The 19,004-nt window shown below is 70.0% G+C and carries 24 protein-coding genes; 11 read left to right on the top strand and 13 right to left on the bottom strand.

Annotated features, from left to right (window positions below):
- Window positions 1-6: 6 nt before the first annotated feature.
- From hfq to rlmE, 7 genes are all read right to left on the bottom strand, one after another.
- A complete protein-coding gene (gene hfq, locus MNQ95_RS10900; RefSeq protein ID WP_162410201.1) occupies window positions 7-294 on the bottom strand; it encodes an RNA chaperone Hfq in 288 nt (95 codons plus the stop codon).
- A gap of 75 nt (window positions 295-369) precedes the next feature.
- Window positions 370-1,353, bottom strand: coding sequence for a tRNA (adenosine(37)-N6)-dimethylallyltransferase MiaA (miaA, locus tag MNQ95_RS10895; protein WP_241952880.1), 984 nt, complete (start codon window positions 1,351-1,353; stop codon window positions 370-372).
- Window positions 1,354-1,496: 143 nt separating this feature from the next.
- On the bottom strand, window positions 1,497-2,321 hold the full coding sequence (locus MNQ95_RS10890; RefSeq protein WP_241952879.1) for a cytochrome c4: 825 nt from the start codon (window positions 2,319-2,321) through the stop codon (window positions 1,497-1,499).
- Window positions 2,322-2,407: 86 nt separating this feature from the next.
- Window positions 2,408-3,301 carry a dihydropteroate synthase gene (folP, locus tag MNQ95_RS10885; protein WP_241952878.1) on the bottom strand — a complete coding sequence of 298 codons (894 nt, stop codon included), beginning with the start codon at window positions 3,299-3,301 and terminating at the stop codon, window positions 2,408-2,410.
- A 19-nt stretch (window positions 3,302-3,320) separates the two neighbouring features.
- Complete coding sequence (locus MNQ95_RS10880; protein ID WP_162410205.1) at window positions 3,321-3,581, bottom strand: hypothetical protein; 261 nt, start codon at window positions 3,579-3,581, stop codon at window positions 3,321-3,323.
- A 12-nt stretch (window positions 3,582-3,593) separates the two neighbouring features.
- On the bottom strand, window positions 3,594-5,528 hold the full coding sequence (ftsH, locus tag MNQ95_RS10875) for an ATP-dependent zinc metalloprotease FtsH (protein WP_162410206.1): 1,935 nt from the start codon (window positions 5,526-5,528) through the stop codon (window positions 3,594-3,596).
- An 85-nt stretch (window positions 5,529-5,613) separates the two neighbouring features.
- Window positions 5,614-6,243 (bottom strand): 23S rRNA (uridine(2552)-2'-O)-methyltransferase RlmE, encoded by a 630-nt coding sequence (gene rlmE, locus MNQ95_RS10870; protein WP_241952877.1) that lies wholly within the window; start codon window positions 6,241-6,243, stop codon window positions 5,614-5,616.
- Window positions 6,244-6,327: 84 nt separating this feature from the next.
- On the opposite strand from rlmE, the gene yhbY reads away from it, so the two are divergent.
- Together yhbY and MNQ95_RS10860 are read left to right on the top strand one after the other, a co-directional pair.
- The gene (gene yhbY / locus MNQ95_RS10865) at window positions 6,328-6,633 is read left to right on the top strand and encodes a ribosome assembly RNA-binding protein YhbY (RefSeq protein ID WP_162410208.1); all 306 of its coding nucleotides are present in this window, start codon (window positions 6,328-6,330) and stop codon (window positions 6,631-6,633) included.
- A gap of 18 nt (window positions 6,634-6,651) precedes the next feature.
- Window positions 6,652-7,026 carry an Mth938-like domain-containing protein gene (locus MNQ95_RS10860; protein WP_162410209.1) on the top strand — a complete coding sequence of 125 codons (375 nt, stop codon included), beginning with the start codon at window positions 6,652-6,654 and terminating at the stop codon, window positions 7,024-7,026.
- Window positions 7,027-7,318: 292 nt separating this feature from the next.
- Here MNQ95_RS10860 and MNQ95_RS10855 read toward each other — a convergent pair whose 3' ends face one another.
- Genes MNQ95_RS10855 through surE form a run of 4 tightly spaced genes read right to left on the bottom strand, consistent with a single transcriptional unit; the run spans window position 7,319 to window position 10,279 of the window.
- Complete coding sequence (locus MNQ95_RS10855; RefSeq protein WP_238390330.1) at window positions 7,319-8,083, bottom strand: peptidoglycan DD-metalloendopeptidase family protein; 765 nt, start codon at window positions 8,081-8,083, stop codon at window positions 7,319-7,321.
- Between the two features lie 49 nt (window positions 8,084-8,132).
- Complete coding sequence (locus MNQ95_RS10850; RefSeq protein ID WP_241952876.1) at window positions 8,133-8,783, bottom strand: exopolysaccharide biosynthesis protein; 651 nt, start codon at window positions 8,781-8,783, stop codon at window positions 8,133-8,135.
- A 3-nt stretch (window positions 8,784-8,786) separates the two neighbouring features.
- Entirely contained in the window at window positions 8,787-9,479 is a 693-nt protein-coding gene (locus MNQ95_RS10845) for a protein-L-isoaspartate(D-aspartate) O-methyltransferase (protein WP_241952875.1), read from the bottom strand.
- Entirely contained in the window at window positions 9,476-10,279 is an 804-nt protein-coding gene (gene surE, locus MNQ95_RS10840; RefSeq protein ID WP_241952874.1) for a 5'/3'-nucleotidase SurE, read from the bottom strand. The genes MNQ95_RS10845 and surE overlap by 4 nt, the downstream gene beginning before the upstream one ends.
- A 108-nt stretch (window positions 10,280-10,387) precedes the next feature.
- On the opposite strand from surE, the gene MNQ95_RS10835 reads away from it, so the two are divergent.
- Genes MNQ95_RS10835 through rnhB form a run of 6 tightly spaced genes read left to right on the top strand, consistent with a single transcriptional unit; the run spans window position 10,388 to window position 15,195 of the window.
- A complete protein-coding gene (locus tag MNQ95_RS10835) occupies window positions 10,388-10,930 on the top strand; it encodes a Smr/MutS family protein (protein WP_241952873.1) in 543 nt (180 codons plus the stop codon).
- Window positions 10,931-10,987: 57 nt separating this feature from the next.
- Window positions 10,988-12,013 carry a UDP-3-O-(3-hydroxymyristoyl)glucosamine N-acyltransferase gene (gene lpxD, locus MNQ95_RS10830; RefSeq protein ID WP_241952872.1) on the top strand — a complete coding sequence of 342 codons (1,026 nt, stop codon included), beginning with the start codon at window positions 10,988-10,990 and terminating at the stop codon, window positions 12,011-12,013.
- Window positions 12,010-12,468 carry a 3-hydroxyacyl-ACP dehydratase FabZ gene (gene fabZ, locus MNQ95_RS10825; protein WP_162410215.1) on the top strand — a complete coding sequence of 153 codons (459 nt, stop codon included), beginning with the start codon at window positions 12,010-12,012 and terminating at the stop codon, window positions 12,466-12,468. The genes lpxD and fabZ overlap by 4 nt, the downstream gene beginning before the upstream one ends.
- 18 nt (window positions 12,469-12,486) lie before the next feature.
- Window positions 12,487-13,275 carry an acyl-ACP--UDP-N-acetylglucosamine O-acyltransferase gene (gene lpxA / locus MNQ95_RS10820; RefSeq protein WP_162410216.1) on the top strand — a complete coding sequence of 263 codons (789 nt, stop codon included), beginning with the start codon at window positions 12,487-12,489 and terminating at the stop codon, window positions 13,273-13,275.
- A 34-nt stretch (window positions 13,276-13,309) separates the two neighbouring features.
- On the top strand, window positions 13,310-14,527 hold the full coding sequence (gene lpxB, locus MNQ95_RS10815) for a lipid-A-disaccharide synthase (RefSeq protein WP_162410217.1): 1,218 nt from the start codon (window positions 13,310-13,312) through the stop codon (window positions 14,525-14,527).
- Window positions 14,524-15,195: a ribonuclease HII gene (rnhB, locus tag MNQ95_RS10810; protein ID WP_162410218.1), complete on the top strand. Its 672-nt coding sequence runs from the start codon at window positions 14,524-14,526 to the stop codon at window positions 15,193-15,195. The genes lpxB and rnhB overlap by 4 nt, the downstream gene beginning before the upstream one ends.
- A 92-nt stretch (window positions 15,196-15,287) precedes the next feature.
- On the opposite strand, the gene MNQ95_RS10805 is transcribed toward rnhB, so the two are convergent.
- Window positions 15,288-15,767, bottom strand: coding sequence for an FKBP-type peptidyl-prolyl cis-trans isomerase (locus MNQ95_RS10805; RefSeq protein WP_425605664.1), 480 nt, complete (start codon window positions 15,765-15,767; stop codon window positions 15,288-15,290).
- Between the two features lie 145 nt (window positions 15,768-15,912).
- Here MNQ95_RS10805 and MNQ95_RS10800 point away from each other — a divergent pair, with 145 nt between their 5' ends.
- Window positions 15,913-16,401 carry a C40 family peptidase gene (locus tag MNQ95_RS10800; RefSeq protein WP_162410220.1) on the top strand — a complete coding sequence of 163 codons (489 nt, stop codon included), beginning with the start codon at window positions 15,913-15,915 and terminating at the stop codon, window positions 16,399-16,401.
- 105 nt (window positions 16,402-16,506) lie between these two features.
- Complete coding sequence (locus tag MNQ95_RS10795) at window positions 16,507-17,373, top strand: C40 family peptidase (protein WP_162410221.1); 867 nt, start codon at window positions 16,507-16,509, stop codon at window positions 17,371-17,373.
- Between the two features lie 90 nt (window positions 17,374-17,463).
- Here the strand turns inward: MNQ95_RS10795 and MNQ95_RS10790 are convergent, their stop codons facing one another.
- Entirely contained in the window at window positions 17,464-17,952 is a 489-nt protein-coding gene (locus MNQ95_RS10790; protein WP_162410222.1) for an acyl-CoA thioesterase, read from the bottom strand.
- Between the two features lie 137 nt (window positions 17,953-18,089).
- On the opposite strand from MNQ95_RS10790, the gene MNQ95_RS10785 reads away from it, so the two are divergent.
- Complete coding sequence (locus MNQ95_RS10785; RefSeq protein WP_241952870.1) at window positions 18,090-18,971, top strand: bile acid:sodium symporter family protein; 882 nt, start codon at window positions 18,090-18,092, stop codon at window positions 18,969-18,971.
- Window positions 18,972-19,004 lie beyond the last annotated feature (33 nt).

Here is a 19,004-nt window from a genome sequence, read left to right as displayed (position 1 = left end):
TCAGCTTCACTCCGCCTCGTCGCCACCGTCGATATCGCCGTCAGCGGACTCGCCCGGCTGCTGGACATAGCCGCCGCCGGGTCCGACCCGGACGTTGCGCGACGGCACGACGGTGGAAATGGCGTGCTTGTAGACCATCTGGCTCACGGTGCTGCGCAGCAGCACGACGAACTGGTCGAAGGATTCGATCGTACCCTGCAGCTTGATGCCGTTCACCAGGTAGACCGATACCGGCACGCGTTCGCGACGCAGTGCGTTCAGGAAAGGATCCTGCAGCGATTGCCCCTTGGACATCGTTGTTCCCCTTGTTCTTCTTATGGGTGTTCTTTGTGGGACGTACTGGGGCCTCCCCCGGCCCGTGCGGGCATGTTACACAAGCCCGCGCCCCCGGGTCGGGCCCGGCGCGCCGAGGAAACCGGAAACGGCGCCTGCGAGTTGATCGCCGTCACGTTCCGGATCGAACCAGCGCGCGTCCAGCTCGCCGCGCAGCCAGGTCAGCTGGCGCTTGGCGAGCTGCCGGGTGGCGAAGATCCCGCGGTCGCGGAACTCTGCGGCCGTGCTCGCCCCCGCCAGGTGTTCCCAGGCCTGGCGGTAGCCCACCGCACGCAGCGCCGGCAGGTCCAGCGGAGCCGGATGCCCGCCCAGCTGCGGCAGCGCCCGCAGTGCACGCACTTCGTCGAGGAAGCCGGCGGCCAGCATCGCGTCGAAGCGCTTTTCGATGCGGGCGTGCAGGGTCGCGCGCTCGCGCGGCGCCAGCACCAGCCGGAGCACCCGCAGCGGCAGGCGTGGCGGCGGCGGATCGCGCTGCCATTCGCTGATCGGCCGGCCGCTGAGGCGGAACACTTCCAGGGCGCGCTGGATGCGCTGCGCGTCGGCGCTGCCGATCCGCGCCGCGGCAATCGGATCCACGCGTGCCAGTTCCGCATGCAGCGCGGCCCATCCGCGCACCTGCCCTTCGGCGGTGATGGCCTCGCGCAAGGCGGGATCGGCCTCCGGCATGGCCGCCAGCCCACGCAGCAGGGCGCGGAAGTACAACCCGGTGCCACCGGCCAGCACCGGCAGGCCGCCGCGCGCGACGATACCTTCGATGGCCGCGCGTGCATCGGCGGCGAATTCGGCCGCCGAATACGGCTGCCACGGCTCACGCACGTCGAGCAGGTGGTGCGGCACCCCGCGGCGCTCGGCCGTGTCCGGTTTGGCCGCGCCGATGTCCAGGCCGCGGTAGACCAGCGCCGAGTCGACGCTGACGATCTCGCCCCCGAAACGCCTCGCCACGTCGATCGCGAATGCGGTCTTGCCCGACGCGGTCGGACCCATCACCGCGATCGCCAGGGGCCGCGTGTCTATGCCCATGTGCCGGCCGACGCTCGGTTGCCGGTCGCCCAGGCGCACGCGGCCGGACGGCGGTGGTTTCGTGGCACGAGTTCACTCACGCGCTGGCTTTCCGCGGCAAAGGTAGGCGCAAAGCTTACCGGAGCCCCACGCTGGCCCCGCCCTCACTGCGAAACCAGGAACGCGTGCAGCGCGTCGATCTCCTCGTCGGTCATGGACTTGAACCGGTAACGCGCCACTGCGCTCATCAATCCGGTGGGCTTGCTGTCGCCGCCGGCCAGGGTGGTGCCCTCGCGCATCAGCCGGCGGAACGCCTCCGGACTGTAGGCCCTGGCCACCACCAGCAGCGACGGCGCCGGATCGCCCTCCCAGCCTTTCAGGTCCCAGCCGTGGCATTCGCCGCAGGTGGTGAACGCCAGGTGCCGGCCCAGCGCAGCGCCGCCGGCGGGACGTGCGGCCGGCGGGCGATTATCCGGATCGGGCTTCATGTCGTCGAGATAGGGAAAGGTGCCCTCCGCCAGTTGCGCGACAACCGTGGCATCGAGGGCGGTGGCGGGCAGTTCCGGGTTGTCCACGGCCGGCAGCGCGCGCAGCCAGGCGGTGATGTCGCGCACCTCATGGTCGCTGAGGTGCTGGAACATCTTGATCGGCATGGCGAACGGGAGGTGGCCGTCGTGGGTCCGCCCGTGCCGGAGCAGCGCCTCCAGGCCGGCATCGTCGTATAGCGCGCGGCGCTGGGTCAGGTTCGGCGCCACGACCCGGCCGAGCCCGGGCCGCTCCATGAATATTTCGCCGCGGCCACCGGGACCGTGGCAGCCATTGCAACCGACCCGGGTGGCGATACGTTCACCCTCGATCGGATCTCCGGCGGCAACCGCGACAACCGGCACGTCCGGCGGCTTGCCGGCAGGAGGCGCCCCCGGATCGGGCGCGCGCGAACAGGCTGCGGCCACGAGCAGCAGCACTGCAATCGTTGCGTGTCGACGCATCGGCTTCCCCAGCACCGGTTTGGAGGGGGAAACGCAGCGGCGCCGCTGCACCGGACAGCCGGTGCCAGCTCCGGCGCGAGACGACGCTATTCGTCGGGCCAGCGGATCGCCGGGGTCGCGTCGCGCCGGGGGGACGGCACGGCCGCCACTGCTTCCAGTACCTTCAACGCGTCCACCGTCGCGGCGACGTCGTGCACCCGCACGATCCGCGCGCCACGTTGCGCGGCGATCACGTGGGCCGCGACGGAACCGGCGACGCGCTCGACCGGATCCTGGCGCCCGGTCAGCTCGCCGATGCTGCGCTTGCGCGACAGGCCCGCCAGTACCGGCACGCCCAATTCCGCGAAGCGCTCGAGCTGCGCCAGAAGGACCAGGTTGTGGGCAAGGGCCTTGCCGAAGCCGAAACCCGGATCCACGACGAGGTTCTTCTTTGAGATCCCCGCCAGCTCGGCGGCGAAAATGCGCTCGGCGAGGAAACGATGCACTTCTGCGACGACATCGTCGTACTGCGGATCGTCCTGCATCGAGCGCGGTTCGCCCTGCATGTGCATCAGCACCACGGGCACGCCCAGCGCAGCCGCCGCTTCCAGCGCACCCTCGGCACGCAGCGCGCGGACGTCGTTGATCATGCCCGCGCCCGCAGCCACCGCGGCGCGCATGACGTCCGGCTTGCAGGTGTCCACGCTTACCGGCAAGGAGGTCTCGCGGACCAGGCGCTCGATCACCGGGACGACCCGGCGGAGCTCCTCTTCGAGCGGCACTTCACTGGCACCGGGACGTGTCGATTCACCGCCCACGTCCAGGATGTCGGCGCCCTCGGCGGCCAGCTTCAGGCCATGCGCGACCGCGGCACCGGTGTCCGCGTGGGCGCCACCATCGGAGAAGGAATCGGGGGTCACGTTGACGATGCCCATCACCCGGGCGCGATCGAGCTTCAGCACCCGGCCGGCGCAGTCCAGCTGCGGCGAAATATCGAACATGGCGCTCCCCCTCGACGGATCAGTGGCCCGGGCCGTTGCCCAGGTCGGCGTCGAAGCGCGCGGCGCGACGGCGCGCATACAGGCCGAAGCCGAACGCGCCCATCGCCAGCAGCACCGAGATGCCGACCAGCGGCAGCGGCAGCCGCCCGAGCGCGTAGAAGATGGCGGTGATCGTCAGCATCATCGAGGCGCCAGCAAAACAACCCGTGGCGCGGGTGCGCCACGGGTTGTTCACGTAATAGCTGGGCCGCGGAAGTGGCTGGTCAGGCAGGTCGGCCATGCGCCGCCCGTCTCAGGTCTGGGTAGCGGGGCCGCCGACCGGCGGCAACGGACGCGGACCGCTCTTGTTGTCGCCGTCCTTGCCCGCCTTGCCCCAGCCCATCGGCGGCGGCGGTTCGCGGCCTTCCATGATCGCGTCGATCTGCGGCGCATCGATGGTCTCGTACTGCAGCAGCAACTGCGACATCGCGTGCAGCTTGTCGAGGTTCTCGGTCAGGATGGTCTTGGTACGGGCGTAGGCACGGTCCAGGATCGCGCGCACGACTTCGTCAATCCGGCGCGCGGTGTCGTCGGAGACGTTCTTGTGCTGTGTGACCGAGCGGCCGAGGAACACCTCGTCCTCCTGCTCGCCATAGGCGATCGGCCCCATCTCGTCGGACAGGCCCCACTTGGTGACCATGTTGCGCGCCATCTTGGTCGCGCGCTCGATGTCGTTGGAGGCGCCGGTGGTGACCTTGTCCTCGCCGAAGATCAGCTCCTCGGCCACGCGCCCGCCGTACAGCGAGCACAGCTGGGATTCGATCGCCACGCGGTTAATCGAGTAGCGGTCGCCCTCGGGCAGGTACATGGTCACGCCCAGCGCGCGACCGCGCGGAATGATGGTGACCTTGTAGACCGGGTCGTGCTCGGGCACCACGCGGCCGACGATGGCGTGGCCAGCCTCGTGGTAGGCGGTGAGCGTCTTCTCGTCCTCGCTCATCGCCATCGAGCGGCGCTCGGCGCCCATCAGGATCTTGTCGCGGGCGCGATCGAAGTGGTCCATGCGGACCTCCTTCGCGTTTTCGCGCGCGGCGAACAGCGCCGCCTCGTTGGCCAGGTTGGCCAGGTCGGCGCCGGAGAAACCGGGCGTGCCACGGGCGATCACCATCGGCTCGACGTCGTCGGCCAGCGGCAGCTTGCGCATGTGCACCTTGAGGATCTGCTCGCGGCCGCGCACGTCGGGCAGGCCGACCACCACCTGGCGGTCGAAACGACCCGGGCGCAGCAAGGCCGGATCAAGCACGTCCGGACGGTTGGTCGCAGCGACCACGATCACGCCTTCACCGCCGTCGAAGCCGTCCATCTCGACCAGCAGCTGGTTCAGGGTCTGCTCGCGCTCGTCGTGGCCACCACCCAGGCCGGCGCCGCGATGGCGACCGACCGCGTCGATCTCGTCGATGAAGATGATGCACGGCGCGTGCTTCTTGGCCTGCTCGAACATGTCGCGCACGCGGCTGGCGCCGACGCCGACGAACATCTCGACGAAATCCGAGCCGGAGATCGAGAAGAACGGCACCTTGGCCTCGCCGGCGATGGCCTTGGCCAGCAGGGTCTTGCCGGTACCGGGCTGGCCGACCATCAGGATGCCGCGCGGGATCTTGCCGCCCAGCTTGGTGAACTTGGACGGGTCGCGGAGGAAGTCGACCAGCTCGCCGACTTCTTCCTTGGCCTCGTCGCAACCGGCCACGTCGGCGAAGGTCACCTTGACCTGGTCGTCGCCCTGCAGTTTGGCCCGCGACTTGCCGAACGACATCGCGCCCTTGGCGCCGCCGCCGCCGCCCTGCATCTGGCGCATGATGAACAGCCAGAAGCCGATGATCAGCAGCACGGGCAGGAAGTTGAGGACGATGCTCCAGAAGCTCGGCCCGCTCTTGGGATCCTCGCGGACCACGTCGACGTTCTTGCTCAGCAGCTGGTCGGTCAGCTTCATGTCCATCGGACCGGTCACCTGGCCCTCGGTGCCGTCGGCGCGCTTGTAGCGGATCGCGTTGGTCGTCAGCGTGCTGGCATCGGTGATCACCACCGAACGGATCCGGCCGGCGTCCACTTCCTGCAGGAACTGGGTGTAGCTGCGCGACTGGCCCACCGTGGCGGTGGCGCCATCGCGCGGCGAGAAGCTCTGGAACACGACCATCAGCACGATGGCGACGACCACCCAGAGCAGCAGATTCTTGGTCAAGTCGTTCATCCTCATCGGCTCCGCATTTCCCTGTGTATGGCGTGTCGCACTGGCTGTGGGGGTGGATCTGGCTGGGGTTGTCGCTGGGTCGAGCTTATCTGATCAGGGCGCGCTTGCCCTGCGCCAGGGCATAGACTTCCGGCGAACGCTTGCGCGAGGCCGCCGGCTTGCGGATCGCCACCTTTTCGTAGCGGCGGCGTAGTTCGCGCACGTAGTCGTCGAAACCGACCCCCTGGAACAGCTTGATCAGGAAGGCGCCGCCCGTACGCAGGTGGCCGTCGGCGAACTCCATCGCCAGCTCGGCGAGATGCATCGCCCGGGCCTGGTCGACGACATCCACCCCACTCATATTGGGGGCCATGTCCGACAGCACAAGGTCGACGGCCTGGCCGCCCAGCAGCGTCTCCAGCTCCGATAAGACCGCTTCTTCCCTGAAGTCGCCATGAAGGAATTCGACGCCGGCCAGCGGCGGCATCTCCAGGATGTCCAGCGCCACGACGCGGCCTCCGTCACCCATCGCCTGGCGCACGAACTGCGACCAGCCACCCGGCGCCGCGCCCAGATCGACCACGACCATGCCCGGCTTCAGCAGCCGGTCTCGCTCGATCAGTTCTTCCAGTTTGTACGCTGCGCGCGAACGCAGGCCCTCGGCCTGCGCCTTCTTCACATAGGGATCGGCGAAATGCTCGCGGAGCCAGCGTTGGCTGCTCTTGCTGCGGGTCATGCGGGGGCCGGGCGGAGAACGCCCGCGGCGGTATGGGCGGCCATGATACCCTGAACAACCCATTGCCCTGCCCCGGTAACCCCGATGTCCGTTGTCCTGACCGCCGCCCAGAACCGCTTTCTCCGCGGCCAGGCCCACGGCCTCAAGGCCCTGATGCAGGTCGGGGGCAAGGGCATCACCCCGGCTTTGCTGGCCGAGCTGGACGAGGTGCTGGAGCGCCACGAGCTGGTCAAGGTCAAGGTCGGCGCCGAGGATCGCGACGCCCGCGACGCCATGATCGACACCCTGGCCAAGCAGACCGGAGCCGCGCTCGTGCAGCGGATCGGGCATACCGCCACCCTGTTCCGTCCGTCCCGGGAAATGCCCGCGATCGTCCTGCCCCGCGCCTGAGCGCAGGAGCCTGGCGCCATGCAGCTGAGCCACGAACGCCCCGACTACGCCTGGGTCCTGCGCGGCGCCGATGGCCAGCAGGCCCGGGTCAACGACCGGATCCTCAACCGAAGCTTCGCCCTGGCACCGGATCGCCTGGTCGAGGACTGGCCGGCACCCGCCGCGTCCACGGCACTGGAGCCGGCACATCTCGAACCCCTGCTGGCGCTGGAGCCGGAACTGGTGGTCCTGGGTACCGGCGGCCGACAGGTGTTCCCGCCCGCCGCCGTGATGGCCGCCTGCCTGACCCGCGGCATCGGGATCGAGGTCATGGACAACGCCGCCGCCGCCCGCACCTACAACGTGCTGGCCGGCGAAGGCCGGCGCGTCGTGGTGGCGCTGCTGCTGGGCTGAGGCTTGCCCGCCACACCGGCTCGCCGCCGGCTTCACCGCTCCGCGGTTACGTCATTTGTGCAGCGGGACTTGCCCCGCTGCTCTCAGCGCCGATCACGAGAGGCTGCGGCCCAAGGCCCAGCTCTACGGGACCGATCGCGCCGGTAGCCCCTGAATTCCCCAGGTACTGCAACGGGTCATGGGTGGACGCTGCGGGGAGCGAGGCACGTGCCCTGCGATCCACCTGCCCGCCCTGAGCGCACGCCGGGCATCTGCGCCGCGTGCGGGACACGCCTTCAGACGCAGCGCGCCCCTATCGCTTCGGCAGGTACAGCAGCGGGTCGATGGGCTTGCCGTTGTAACGGATCTCGAAGTGCAGCTTCTCGCGATCGGTACCGCTGCGGCCCATCTCGGCGATCTGCTCGCCGGCTTTCACCTTCTGGCCCTCGGCCACCAGGCGCTTGCGGTTGTGGCCATAGGCCGACAGCCACTGCTCGTTGTGCTTGATGATGATCAGTTCGCCGTAGCCGACCAGGCCCGCGCCCGAATACACCACCACGCCATCGGCGGCCGCGGTCACCGGCAGGCCGCTGCTGCCGCCGATGTCGATGCCCTGCCGGGTGTTGTCGCCGGGGACGAAGGTCGCCAGCAACACGCCCTGTGCCGGCCAGCGCCAGCTGAAGCCGCTGCTGGCGGGTGCGCTCGTCGGCTTGGGGGCCGGTTGCTGGCCGGCCGTCGTCGCTGGCTTGGGCGCGACCACGGTCCGCGTGGGCGCGGTCGCGCCGCGGCTCCCGCCTGCCTGGCCCAGCGACAGGCGCTGGCCCGGGTAGATCGTGTACGGCGGCTGCAGGCCGTTCCAGCGGGCCATGTCGGTGACCGCCACGCCGTTGCGCCTGGCGATCGAGTAAAGCGTATCGCCCTGCTGCACCACCACGGTCGCGCCACTGCGACCGGCGGACGCGGTCGAACCACTGCCTTCGCCCTGAGGGGTGCGCACCACGGTGCTGCTGCAGGCGGCCATCGCCATTGCCAGCACCATCGCAAGGACCACCCGCATCCGCCCACGTATTCCGGTCATTACTGCTCCATCCGTCGTGCCAGCCGGCTACGCGAAACCTGCGCAACCGTCATCCGGTGAAATGCCGCAGCAACCCATGCGCGGCCATGCCACCACCGCCGATCAGGATACCGAAGTAGATGATCGTACCGATGTTGGCCAGGTGCCCGAGCACGATCGCGGTGCCATCGCGCTGGATCATGCCGATGGCATAGAACAGCAGCGCCAGCGCGGGCAACGTGTTGCTGAAGGGAATGAAGCTGAAGGGCACCATCAGCAACAGCGCAGCGAGGATGAAGGCCAGGTTGTTGAAGGTGCCTTGCGCGCGACCCTCGACCAGGCGACGCAGGCGGTAGGGGCGGCTGATCTTCTCCAGCCGACGCACCCAGTGCAGGCCGCCAGTCAGGGCCGGGCGCAGTTTCACTGCCGGCAGCGGCCGGGTACGCAACTTCGCCGGCAGCCACAGCGGCCGACCGAGCAGGCGGCTGATCCCGACCAGCAGGATCGCGGCACCGAAGACCGTGCTCACGCCCGGGATCGACACCGGGATCAGGAATACCAGGGTCAGCAGGATGGTCAGCAGCAGCAGGCCTTCGTCGCCGAACACCTCCAGCAGTTCGCCCAGGCTGAGGTGGTCTTCCGGCAATTGCCCGATGATCGCCTCAAGCTGGTCGCCAAGCGATCCGGTGTCGTTGATGCGGGAAAGGTCCGATCCGGCCATGACTCAGTCGATCATCCCGGACAGCAGCGGCACGAAGGTGACTGCCGCCAGGCGGGTCTCCTCCACGCTGCCGTCCTCGCGCCGGACCAGCCGGACCAGTGCCTGCGAACTGCTGCCGCCGACCGGCGCGACCAGCACCCCGCCGGTCCGCAACTGGTCGACCAGTGCCGGCACGAGCGCCGGCGCCGCGGCGGTGACGATGATCGCGTCGTACGGTCCGTGTTCGGGCCAGCCGATCCGGCCGTCGTCATGCTTGCTGCGGATGTTCATGCCCAGCGTGCGGAAACGCTTGCGCGCCTGCCGCAGGAGTTCGCCGATGCGCTCGACGGTATGCACTTCCAGGCCCAGGGCGGCCAGCACCGCGGCCTGGTAGCCCGAGCCGGTGCCGACCTCCAGTACCTTGGCCGGTGCGTTCTCAAGCAGCACCTCGGTCATCCGCGCGACCACCCAGGGCTGGGAGATCGTCTGCCCGTGGCCGATCGGCAGCGCGGTGTCCTCGTAGGCGCGGCTGGCAAGCGCTTCGTCGACGAACAGGTGCCGCGGCAGGGTGCGGATCACGTTGAGCACGCGCTCGTCGGCGATGCCCTGGCCGTTGCTGGCGCCCTCGCGCAGGCGCTCGACCAGGCGGTCGCGCACGCGCTGGGAGGTCATGCCCTGCCCGATCGCTTGCGGTTGCATGCGCAGCCTGGGGTTCATGCCCCGGCCTCGCCGCTGTCGCCGGCCGGGGTGGCCAGCGCGGCCGAAAGCCCGCCGACCCAGCCGGCGACCTTCTCCAGCGCCTGGTAGCGGGTCAGGTCGACATGGATCGGGGTGATCGAGATGTGGCCGGTGCGCACCGCGTGGAAATCGGTGCCGGGTCCGGCGTCCTGCTCCGGGCCAGCCGGGCCGATCCAGTAGACGGTGCGTCCGCGCGGATCCGGCTGCGGGATGCATGGCTCGGACCGATGGCGGTTGCCCAGGCGCGAAACCTCGAAGCCGCGCACCTCGTGCCAGGCCAGGTCCGGCACGTTGACGTTGAGGATGGTGTCGGCCGGCAGCGGGTCGGTGAGCAGGCGCGCCACGATCTCCACCGCGGCGCGCGCGGCGGTCTCGTAGTGCTTGGCATCGTGGTTGCGCGTGGCCAGCGACACGGCCACCGCGGGCAGGCCCAGGAAGCGCCCCTCCATCGCCGCCGACACCGTGCCCGAATAGATCACGTCGTCGCCGAGGTTGGCGGTGTTGTTGATCCCCGACACCACGATGTCCGGTTCGAACTCGAACATGCCGGTCAGGGCCAGGTGCACGCAGTCGGTGGGCGTGCCGGCGACCGAGCAGGTGTAGTGGTCCAGCCGCTTGACCCGGATCGGCAGGTCCAGGGTCAGCGAATTGCTGGCGCCGGAGCGGTCGCGGTCCGGGGCTACGACATAGACCTCGTGTCCGGCGTCGCGCAGGCCCTGGGCCAGTGCATGGATACCGGGCGCGTCCACGCCATCGTCGTTCGAAACAAGTACGCGCATGGGCTTCCTCGAAAACATCCGCATGATACCGGAAGCCTCCCCCGCGTTCGCGGCAGCCGCGCACATCGCGCCGACGGAAAGGCTTCGTGCCTGCGCTACCCTGTGGCGATGCACGATGACGAGGACGACGACGCCCGCCTGTTCCGGGCCGCGATCGGCAAGGTCGCGCCGCTGCGCGCGCCGGCTGCCGCGCCGCCTGTTCGTCCGAAGCCGGGGCCCGTGCCGCGCCGCCCGGTGGACGCCGACGAAGGCGGCCGCGGGCGCATCGCCAACGATCCGGAGTCGGCCCTGCTGCGCGGCGATGCGAGCGCATTCCGGCGCGAGCGGGTCCCAGCCCGAGCATGGCAGCGGTTGCGGCGCGGCGAATACTCGGCCCAGGACGAACTGGACCTGCACGGCGCCAACGCGCTGCAGGCCGAAACCCTGCTGGCCCGCTTCCTGGCCGAGGCCATCGATGCCGGACTGGGCTGCGTGCGGATCATCCACGGCAAGGGTGGCGGCAAGGACGGCGGCGGCGGCGAAGGCGTGCCGGTGCTGAAGAACCTGGTCGACCGGCTGCTGCGCCAGCGCGGCGACGTGCTCGCCTTCCACTCCGCACCGCCCGCGCAGGGCGGTACCGGCGCCCTGCTGGTCCTGCTCGCCCGCCGCTGAATCCGTACGGTCCGGTCCGGTCCGGTCCATCGGGGGTGTGAGGCTAGAATGCGCGCCATGGACGCCCCCGCCTTCACCGCCGCCGAACTGGCCGAACGCTTCTCGCTGCAGTTGCATGGCGACGGCGGCGCGCGCGTGCACGGCGTGGCCACCCTGGCCGGCGCCGGCCCCGGGCAGCTGGCCTTCCTCGCCAATCCGCGCTACCGCTCGCAACTGGCGACCTCCACCGCGGGCGTGGTCGTGCTGCGCGCCGACGACGTACCCTCCGCGCCCGGTGCCGCGCTGGTCGCCAAGGATCCCTACGTCGCCTTCGCCCGCATCTCGGCCCTGTTCGAACGGGTGCCGGCGCGCGATCCGGGCATCCACCCCAGCGCCGTGGTCGATCCCACCGCCGAGGTGTCGCCGGATGCGCACGTGGGTCCCTTCGTCAGCATCGGCGCGCGCTCCACGGTGGGTCCCGGCTGCGTGATCGGCCCGGGTTGCACCATCGGCGAGGACTGCGAGCTGGACGCGGGTTGCGAGCTGCAGGCGCGGGTCACGCTGGTGGCCCGGGTCCGGCTGGGCAAGCGCGTGCGGATCCTGCCCGGCGCGGTGCTCGGCGCGGCGGGCTTCGGCCTGGCGATGGACGCGGGCCGCTGGGTCAACGTCCCGCAGCTGGGCGGCGTGGTCATCGGCGATGACTGCGAGATCGGCGCCAACTCCTGCATCGACCGCGGCGCACTCGACGACACGGTGCTTGAAGAAGACGTGCGCATCGACAACCTGGTCCAGATCGGCCACAACGTCCGGATCGGCGCGCATACCGCGATGGCCGGATGCTCGGCCGCCGCCGGCAGCGCGAAGATCGGTCGCTACTGCCTGGTCGGCGGCGGCGCCGGCGTGCTCGGCCACCTCGAAGTGGCCGACCAGGTCCTGATCACCGCCATGTCACTGGTCACCCATTCCATCCGCGAGCCCGGCGAGTACTCGTCGGGCACGCCACTCACCGACAATCGCACCTGGCGCAAGAATGCCGCCCGGTTCAAGCAACTGGATGCACTGGCGCGCCGCGTCAATGCCTCCACCCAGGACAGCGCCGAATGAACGAAACCGTGAAGCTCCCCGTCGACGTCAATACCATCCGCCAGTTGATCCCGCACCGCTATCCGTTCCTGCTGATCGACAAGGTCGTCGACCTGGATATCGAGGCCAAGCGCATCGTCGGCGTGAAGAACGTGACCGTCAACGAGCCGTTCTTCCAGGGCCACTTCCCCGGCCAGCCGATCATGCCCGGCGTGCTGATCATCGAGGCACTGGCCCAGGCTGGCGGCGTGCTCACCCAGCTGTCGCTGGGCCGCGACGCGCAGTCCAAGCTGTTCTACATGGTCAAGGTCGACAACGCGCGCTTCAGCAAGCAGGTCGTCCCCGGCGACGTGCTCGAACTGCACGTGCAGATCAAGCGCGTGATCCGCAACATGGCGGTGTACTACGGCGAGGCCAAGGTCGATGGCGAGATCGTCGCCTGCGCCGAAGTGCTGTGCGCCGGCACCCGCGAATAACGCCCTGACGGACCGCCCATGAACGAAAACGCCCGCATCCACCCCACCGCCGTCATCGACCCGGGCGCGCGCCTGGGCGAAGGCGTGAGCGTGGGCGCCTTCACCCTGATCGGCCCGGACGTGGAGATCGGCGACGGCTGCCAGATCGGCCCGCACTGCAGTTTCGCCGGACCGACCCGGATCGGCCGCGACAACCGTTTCATCGGCCATGTCGCCGTCGGCGGCGAGCCGCAGGACAAGAAGTTCGCGGGCGAACGCACGGAGCTGGTGATCGGCGACCGGAATGTATTCCGCGAGTTCGTCACCCTCAACCGCGGCACCGGGCACGGCGGCGGCATCACCCGCATAGGCGACGACAACTGGATGCTGGCCTACACCCACGTGGCCCACGACTGCATCGTCGGCAACCAGTGCATCTTCTCCAACAACACCACACTGGCCGGCCATGTCACCGTGGGCGACTGGGTGATCATCAGCGGCTTCGCCGGCGCCCACCAGTTCTGCCGGATCGGCGACCACGCCTTCCTGGGCATGGGTGCGCTGGCCAACGGCGACGTGACCCCGTTCACCATGGTCGGCGGCAATTCGATCGGCCGGCCGCGCGGGATCAACAGCGAAGGGCTCAAGCGCCGCGGCTTCAGCCCCGAGCGCATCGCCGCGATCAAGCGCGCGTACCGCACGCTGTTCGTCGCCGGGCTTCCCCTGGCCGAAGCGCGCGAACAGCTGGTCCAGCAATCCGAGGGCAACGAGGACGTGCGCCTGCTGCTGGAGTTCATCGACGGCGGCGAACGCCCGCTGCTGCGCTGACGTCGATGCCGAACACGCTGGCGGACGCCGAACCGTGAACGAATCGATCCGGGGCCACGAGGCGTCGCAGCGCGTGGGCAAGGGCCCGCGCTTCATCCTGGTCGCCGGCGAAACCTCCGGCGACGCCCTGGGCGCGGGGCTGGTCGAAGAACTGCGCCGGCGATTCCCCGATGCCCGCTTTGCCGGCATCGGCGGCGACGCGATGCGCGCGGCCGGCGTGGAAACCTGGTACGACGCCAGCGAACTGGCGGTGATGGGGCTGTTCGAAGTGTTGCGCCACCTGCCGCGACTGCTGAAGCTGCGTCGCGATTTCCGCGCGCGCGCGCTGGACTGGCAACCGGACGTGGTGGTCGGCATCGACGCCCCAGACTTCAACCTGGGCGTGGAGCGCTGGTTCAAGCAACGCGGCGTGCCGACCGTGCACTACGTCAGTCCTTCGGTCTGGGCCTGGCGCGAGAAGCGCGCCGAGAAGATCGGCGCCAGCGCCGACCGCGTGCTCTGCCTGTTCCCGATGGAGCCGGCGATCTACGCCCGCCACGGCGTGGACGCGCGCTTCGTCGGGCATCCGATGGCCGACGCGATGCCGCTGCACCCGGACCGCGACGCCGCGCGCGCGCAACTGGGCCTGCCCGCCGGCGCGCCAGTGCTGGCGGTGCTGCCCGGCAGCCGGCTGGGGGAGATCGAGCGCCTGGGCGAGGTCTTCTTCGAAGCAGCCTGGCACGTCTCCGAAACGCTGCCGGCACTGCACGTGGTGGTACCGGCGGCCAATGCGCGCTGCCGCGCCCTGCTGCAGGCGCAGCTGTCGCGCTCGGCACTGCCGGTGATGCATTCGCACCTGCTCGACGGCCAGGCCCGCACCGCGCTGGCCGCCGCCGACGTGGTCCTGCTCGCCTCAGGGACGGCGACCCTGGAGGCGATGCTTTCCAAACGCCCGATGGTGGTCGGATACCGGGTATCGCCATTGACCTACCGCATCGTGCGTGCGCTGGGCATGCTCAAGGTCGACCGCTACGCCCTGCCCAACGTGCTGGCCGGCGAAGACCTCGCCCCCGAACTGATGCAGGACGATTGCACCCCCGAGCGCCTGGCCGGGGCGGTGCTGCGCTGGTTCCAGTCGCCGGGCGAGGTTGCCGCGTTGCAGCCCAAGTACCTGGCCCTGCACGAACAGCTGCGCCGCAACGCCTCGGCGTCGGCGGCCGACGCGGTCGCCACGCTGCCGCGCCTGGCCCCGGCGCGGACCACCCGGGCATGACCCGCCGCAAGGCCGTTGCGACGGACGCCGGTGCAGGCATGGACCTGTTCGTGGTCGATCGCGCGGGGCTGCGCGTGGCGGGGGTCGACGAAGCCGGTCGCGGCCCCCTGGCCGGCCCGGTGGCGGTCGCCGCGGTGGTCCTCGATCCGGCGCGCCGCATCGATGGCCTGGACGATTCCAAGAAGCTCAGCCATGCGCGCCGCGAGGCGCTTTACCCGTTGATCCTCGAGCGGGCGCTGGCCTGGCACATCGAAATGGTCGCGGTCGAGGAGATCGACCGGCTCAACATCCTGCACGCCACCCTGGAGGGCATGCGTCGCGCGATCGCCGCGCTCGGCCCGCAGGTGGAGCTGGCCCGGATCGACGGCAACACCCTGCCGCGCGGGCTGAACTGCATGGCCGAAGCCATCGTCGGCGGCGATGCGCTGGAGCCGGCGATCATGGCCGCCTCGATCCTGGCCAAGGTCGCGCGCGACCGCCTGATGTGCGCCCTGCACGAGGAACATCCGCACTACGGGTTCGACGTGCACAAGGGTTACCCGACGCCGGTCCACCTGGCCGCGCTCGTCCAGCACGGCCCCTGCCCCCACCATCGCCGCAGTTTTGCGCCGGTCCGGGAGGCTTGGCTGCGGGTGGACACGATCGGCGCCGCCTTCGCTCCCGTCTGAAACGCCACCCGGGCCACCCGCCCGCAATGCACGCCCCCGGAAAGCACACGGCCCGCCGAAGCGGGCCGTCGCTGTTCCACCGGGAGGATGGCTCAGTGGTGGTGGCCACCGTCGCCATGCACGTGGCCGTGCTCGACTTCCTCGGCGCTGGCCTCGCGGACCTCGACGATCTCCACGTCGAAATGCAGGTCCTTGCCGGCCATCGGGTGGTTCAGGTCGACATCGACCACGCTGTGGCCGACTTTCTCCACGGTCACCGCGCGCGGGCCGAAGTTGGTCTGCAGGACCACCTGCACGCCCGGCTGCAGCCTGGTGTTGCCGAAATGCTTCTTTGGGATGCGCTGGCCCATGCCCTCGCGGCGCTCGCCATAGGCGTCGGCCGCTGCAACGTCGACTTCGAAGCGATCGCCGGCGACCTTGTCCTGCATCGCAGCTTCCAGCCCGGGGATGATGTTGCCGTGGCCGATCAGGATCGCGATCGGCTCGCGCTCCTGCGAGCTCTCCAGCGGCTCCTGGCCGACTTCGGAGACGGTGTAGTGGAAACGGACGACGCGGTCTTTTTCGATCTTCATGCGCAACTCGGGCTGGCTGCCGGGGTGCGGCAGCGGGTGGGCGGCTTGTCGGCCGCGAGGAAGTGCGGCCATGATGGCCGCCGTGATGACAGGTCCACATTATCCCGCCCCGCTCCCGGCCATGCCAGTTCCAGGCAGGGTCGCCATGGCGTTCGCGACGGTTCTGGTGGTGCTGCTGGCCGGCTGCGGGCGTGAAGCCACGCGTGCGGAAGCCCCGCCGGGCCGCCACTGGCCGCAGGTCGTCCCGGCCGACCCGGCCGCGGCCAATGCGGTCACCCTGCGCGCCCTGAGCCTGGTGGGCACGCCGTACCGTTATGGCGGCAATACCCCAGACTCGGGTTTCGACTGCAGCGGCCTGGTCAATTACGTCTACCGCGACATGCTCGACCTGCGCCTGCCGCGCAGTTCGCGCGACCTCGCGGCGGCCCAGGGGCCGCGCCTGGCCCCGGAAAAGCTGGCCAGCGGCGACCTGGTGTTCTTCGGCAGCCGCGGCGACGTCAGCCACGTCGGCATCTACGTCGGAGAGGGCCGTTTCGTCCACGCGCCCAGTACCGGTGGCACGGTCCGCCTGGACCGGCTGGACGGCCCGTACTGGCGGGACCACTACAGCGGGGCCAAACGGGTTCTGCTCTGAAATGGGACACGCACCCACGTGACTTCACGAAAATTTAACTTTTTGTGAACATCAAGGAGCGGTGAAGGGGGCATGATCGACCCATTGCCGTAATGTGATCCCCGCGTGACGACCGACGACCTGCTTCCAGGCCAGCCCGCCGCCACTCCAGCGCCCCGCCCCCGGCGGACGCTGAGCCCCCTGCTCTCCCTGCTTCTGGCCCTGCCCGCCGTACCGGCGCTGGCGGCGCCCGAACCCGCGCAGATCGTGCCCGAGGCCATTGCCCCGGCGGCGAGCGAGATCCTCGCCCCCGAACTCGACCTGCCTGTCGCGACCGTGGCCATCGCCGCTCCTCCGGCGGCGCCTGCAACGGCCCGCGCAGCCGCCCCGGGCAAGCCTGCCGCCGCACCTGCAGCGCCCGCGGGCCTGCGCCAGAAGGCCGATGCCGCCGCCAACGCGACCCTGGCCGCGTTGCTGCCGCACCTGGCCGGCAACGACAGCATCCCTTTGCTGGACCGCTCGGCGATGTTCGCCGGCGACGTCAGCCGCCTGCTCGCCGCCTACGACCTGACCCAGGGCGTACCGGAACAGGCCACCACCGGCGGCGCCCAGGGCCGCGTGCAGCAGGTACTGAAAGCGGCCACGGCCCTGATCGGCACGCCGTACCGCTGGGGTGGCACCTCTACCGAAGGTTTCGACTGCAGCGGCCTGGTCGGCTACGTGTTCCGCAGCGCGCTGGGCATCGAGCTGCCGCGCGTGTCGCGCGAGATGGCGACCAAGTCCGACGCCGAACTGATCCGCGACCGCAGCATGCTCAACCCGGGCGACCTGGTGTTCTTCGGCCTGCGTGGCCGGGTCAACCATGTCGGCATCTACGTCGGCGAAGGCCAGTTCCTGCACGCGCCCAGCCGCGGCAAGGACGTGCGCGTGGACCGCATGGATACCGGCTACTGGGGCAACCGCTTCATGCAGGCCCGCCGCGTCGACCTCTGACGCAGCTCGCCGCAACGCATCCACGAGGCCGCCGCAAGGCGGCCTCGTGCGTTGGCGGCCCTGAACGGCCCGCCCCGGGCGAACCGGCGGTCAGGCCGCCGGTGACTGGTAGCGGGCGATCGTCTGTTCGATGCCCTTGCTCAGCTCCATCACCTGCAGCGCGTATTCGGCCATGCGCCGGTCCTCGTCGCACTGCGGTACCCAGGGCGGCACCGCGACCGGCCGGCCCTCGACCGCGTCCAGCGCCACGAACACGATCACGCAGTGCGTGCACAGCCGCCAGTCGCCCCCCATCGGGTCGCGGGCGCGCACTTCGATGGCGAAATGCATGCTGCTGTTGCCGGTGTAGACCAGCTTGGCCGATACCGCGACCAGGTCGCTGATGCGCACCGGCGCCAGGAAGCGGATCCCGCCCACCGCGACAGTGACGCTGTAGCCCCCGCTCCAGCCGACCGCGGCGGCGTAGCCGGCCTGGTCGATCCACTTCATCACGACCCCGCCATGGACCTTGCCGCCGTAGTTCACGTCGGTGGGTTCGGCGAGGAAACGCAGGGTCAGTTCGCGCTGCTGTCCAGGCATGTCGGCGCTCCGGTCTGGCACGTGGGGCCGAGACTACGCCGCCGGACGCACCGGCGCGTGCACGATGCCGCGCAGCAGCGTGACCGCGGGCCGCACCTCGGCGATCTTGGGCTGACCTCGGGGAAGGGGATTGCACGATGCAGGCGACACTGCTGACCAACCTGATGCTGCCACTGGCGCTGGGCGTGATCATGCTCGGGCTCGGCCTCGGGCTGACCGTCGAGGATTTCCGGCGGGTTGCGCGCTATCCGCGCGCGGTGCTGGTCGGCCTCGCCCTGCAGACGCTGCTGCTGCCGTGGGTCGCCTTCGCGCTGGCACTGGCCTTCCGCCTGCCGCCGGAGCTGGCCGTGGGGCTGATGCTGGTGGCCGCCTCGCCCGGTGGCGCCACCGCCAACATCTACAGCCACCTGGCGCGCGGCGATGTCGCCCTCAACATCACCCTGACCGCGATCAACAGCGTGCTGTGCCTGCTGACCCTGCCGGTGATCCTCGACCTGGCGCTGGAGTATTTCCTCGGCGCAGGCCAGTTCGTGCCGCCGCCGACGCGCAAGATCATCGAGGTGGCGGTGATCATCCTGCTGCCGGTGCTGCTCGGCATGACCCTTCGCGGCCTGGCGCCCGCGCTGGCCGCGCGCGCAGAAAAGCCCCTGCGGCTGCTTGCGGTGCTGGTGCTCGCCTTGCTCGTGGCGATAGCGGTGGCCCAGTCCTGGCAGGTGCTGGCGAGCTACTTCGCCGCCGTCGGCCTGGCCTGCCTGCTGTTCAACCTCGCGAGCATGGGCGCGGGCTATGCCGCGCCGCTGGCCTTGCGCCTGCCGCGCCGGCAGGCGATCGCCATCGCCATGGAGATCGGCATCCACAACGGCACCCTGGCGATCTTCATCGCGCTCAACGTGCTGGAGAACGCCACCATCGCCGCCCCGGCGGCGGTCTACAGCCTGCTGATGTTCCTCACCGCGGCGGCATTCGCGTGGTGGCTGGTGCGCAGCGACGCGCAAAAACGGGAGGGCGCGGTGGCGTAAGCGGACGCGGCGGGCGATGCTGCGCATCCCTCC

Source organism: Pseudoxanthomonas daejeonensis, assembly GCF_022637495.1.
GTDB lineage: Bacteria > Pseudomonadota > Gammaproteobacteria > Xanthomonadales > Xanthomonadaceae > Pseudoxanthomonas > Pseudoxanthomonas daejeonensis.
This window is presented reverse-complemented; position numbering and strand designations above follow the sequence as displayed.

Excerpts from the sequence above, each read along its gene's own strand:
- hfq (WP_162410201.1), bottom strand. The coding sequence starts at position 294 with ATGTCCAAGGGGCAATCGCTGCAGGATCCTTTCCTGAACGCACTGCGT.
- miaA (WP_241952880.1), bottom strand. The coding sequence starts at position 1,353 with ATGGGCATAGACACGCGGCCCCTGGCGATCGCGGTGATGGGTCCGACC.
- MNQ95_RS10890 (WP_241952879.1), bottom strand. The coding sequence starts at position 2,321 with ATGCGTCGACACGCAACGATTGCAGTGCTGCTGCTCGTGGCCGCAGCC.
- folP (WP_241952878.1), bottom strand. The coding sequence starts at position 3,301 with ATGTTCGATATTTCGCCGCAGCTGGACTGCGCCGGCCGGGTGCTGAAG.
- MNQ95_RS10880 (WP_162410205.1), bottom strand. The coding sequence starts at position 3,581 with ATGGCCGACCTGCCTGACCAGCCACTTCCGCGGCCCAGCTATTACGTG.
- ftsH (WP_162410206.1), bottom strand. The coding sequence starts at position 5,528 with ATGAACGACTTGACCAAGAATCTGCTGCTCTGGGTGGTCGTCGCCATC.
- rlmE (WP_241952877.1), bottom strand. The coding sequence starts at position 6,243 with ATGACCCGCAGCAAGAGCAGCCAACGCTGGCTCCGCGAGCATTTCGCC.
- yhbY (WP_162410208.1), top strand. The coding sequence starts at position 6,328 with ATGTCCGTTGTCCTGACCGCCGCCCAGAACCGCTTTCTCCGCGGCCAG.
- MNQ95_RS10860 (WP_162410209.1), top strand. The coding sequence starts at position 6,652 with ATGCAGCTGAGCCACGAACGCCCCGACTACGCCTGGGTCCTGCGCGGC.
- MNQ95_RS10855 (WP_238390330.1), bottom strand. The coding sequence starts at position 8,083 with ATGACCGGAATACGTGGGCGGATGCGGGTGGTCCTTGCGATGGTGCTG.
- MNQ95_RS10850 (WP_241952876.1), bottom strand. The coding sequence starts at position 8,783 with ATGGCCGGATCGGACCTTTCCCGCATCAACGACACCGGATCGCTTGGC.
- MNQ95_RS10845 (WP_241952875.1), bottom strand. The coding sequence starts at position 9,479 with ATGAACCCCAGGCTGCGCATGCAACCGCAAGCGATCGGGCAGGGCATG.
- surE (WP_241952874.1), bottom strand. The coding sequence starts at position 10,279 with ATGCGCGTACTTGTTTCGAACGACGATGGCGTGGACGCGCCCGGTATC.
- MNQ95_RS10835 (WP_241952873.1), top strand. The coding sequence starts at position 10,388 with ATGCACGATGACGAGGACGACGACGCCCGCCTGTTCCGGGCCGCGATC.
- lpxD (WP_241952872.1), top strand. The coding sequence starts at position 10,988 with ATGGACGCCCCCGCCTTCACCGCCGCCGAACTGGCCGAACGCTTCTCG.
- fabZ (WP_162410215.1), top strand. The coding sequence starts at position 12,010 with ATGAACGAAACCGTGAAGCTCCCCGTCGACGTCAATACCATCCGCCAG.
- lpxA (WP_162410216.1), top strand. The coding sequence starts at position 12,487 with ATGAACGAAAACGCCCGCATCCACCCCACCGCCGTCATCGACCCGGGC.
- rnhB (WP_162410218.1), top strand. The coding sequence starts at position 14,524 with ATGACCCGCCGCAAGGCCGTTGCGACGGACGCCGGTGCAGGCATGGAC.
- MNQ95_RS10805 (WP_425605664.1), bottom strand. The coding sequence starts at position 15,767 with ATGAAGATCGAAAAAGACCGCGTCGTCCGTTTCCACTACACCGTCTCC.
- MNQ95_RS10800 (WP_162410220.1), top strand. The coding sequence starts at position 15,913 with ATGGCGTTCGCGACGGTTCTGGTGGTGCTGCTGGCCGGCTGCGGGCGT.
- MNQ95_RS10790 (WP_162410222.1), bottom strand. The coding sequence starts at position 17,952 with ATGCCTGGACAGCAGCGCGAACTGACCCTGCGTTTCCTCGCCGAACCC.
- MNQ95_RS10785 (WP_241952870.1), top strand. The coding sequence starts at position 18,090 with ATGCAGGCGACACTGCTGACCAACCTGATGCTGCCACTGGCGCTGGGC.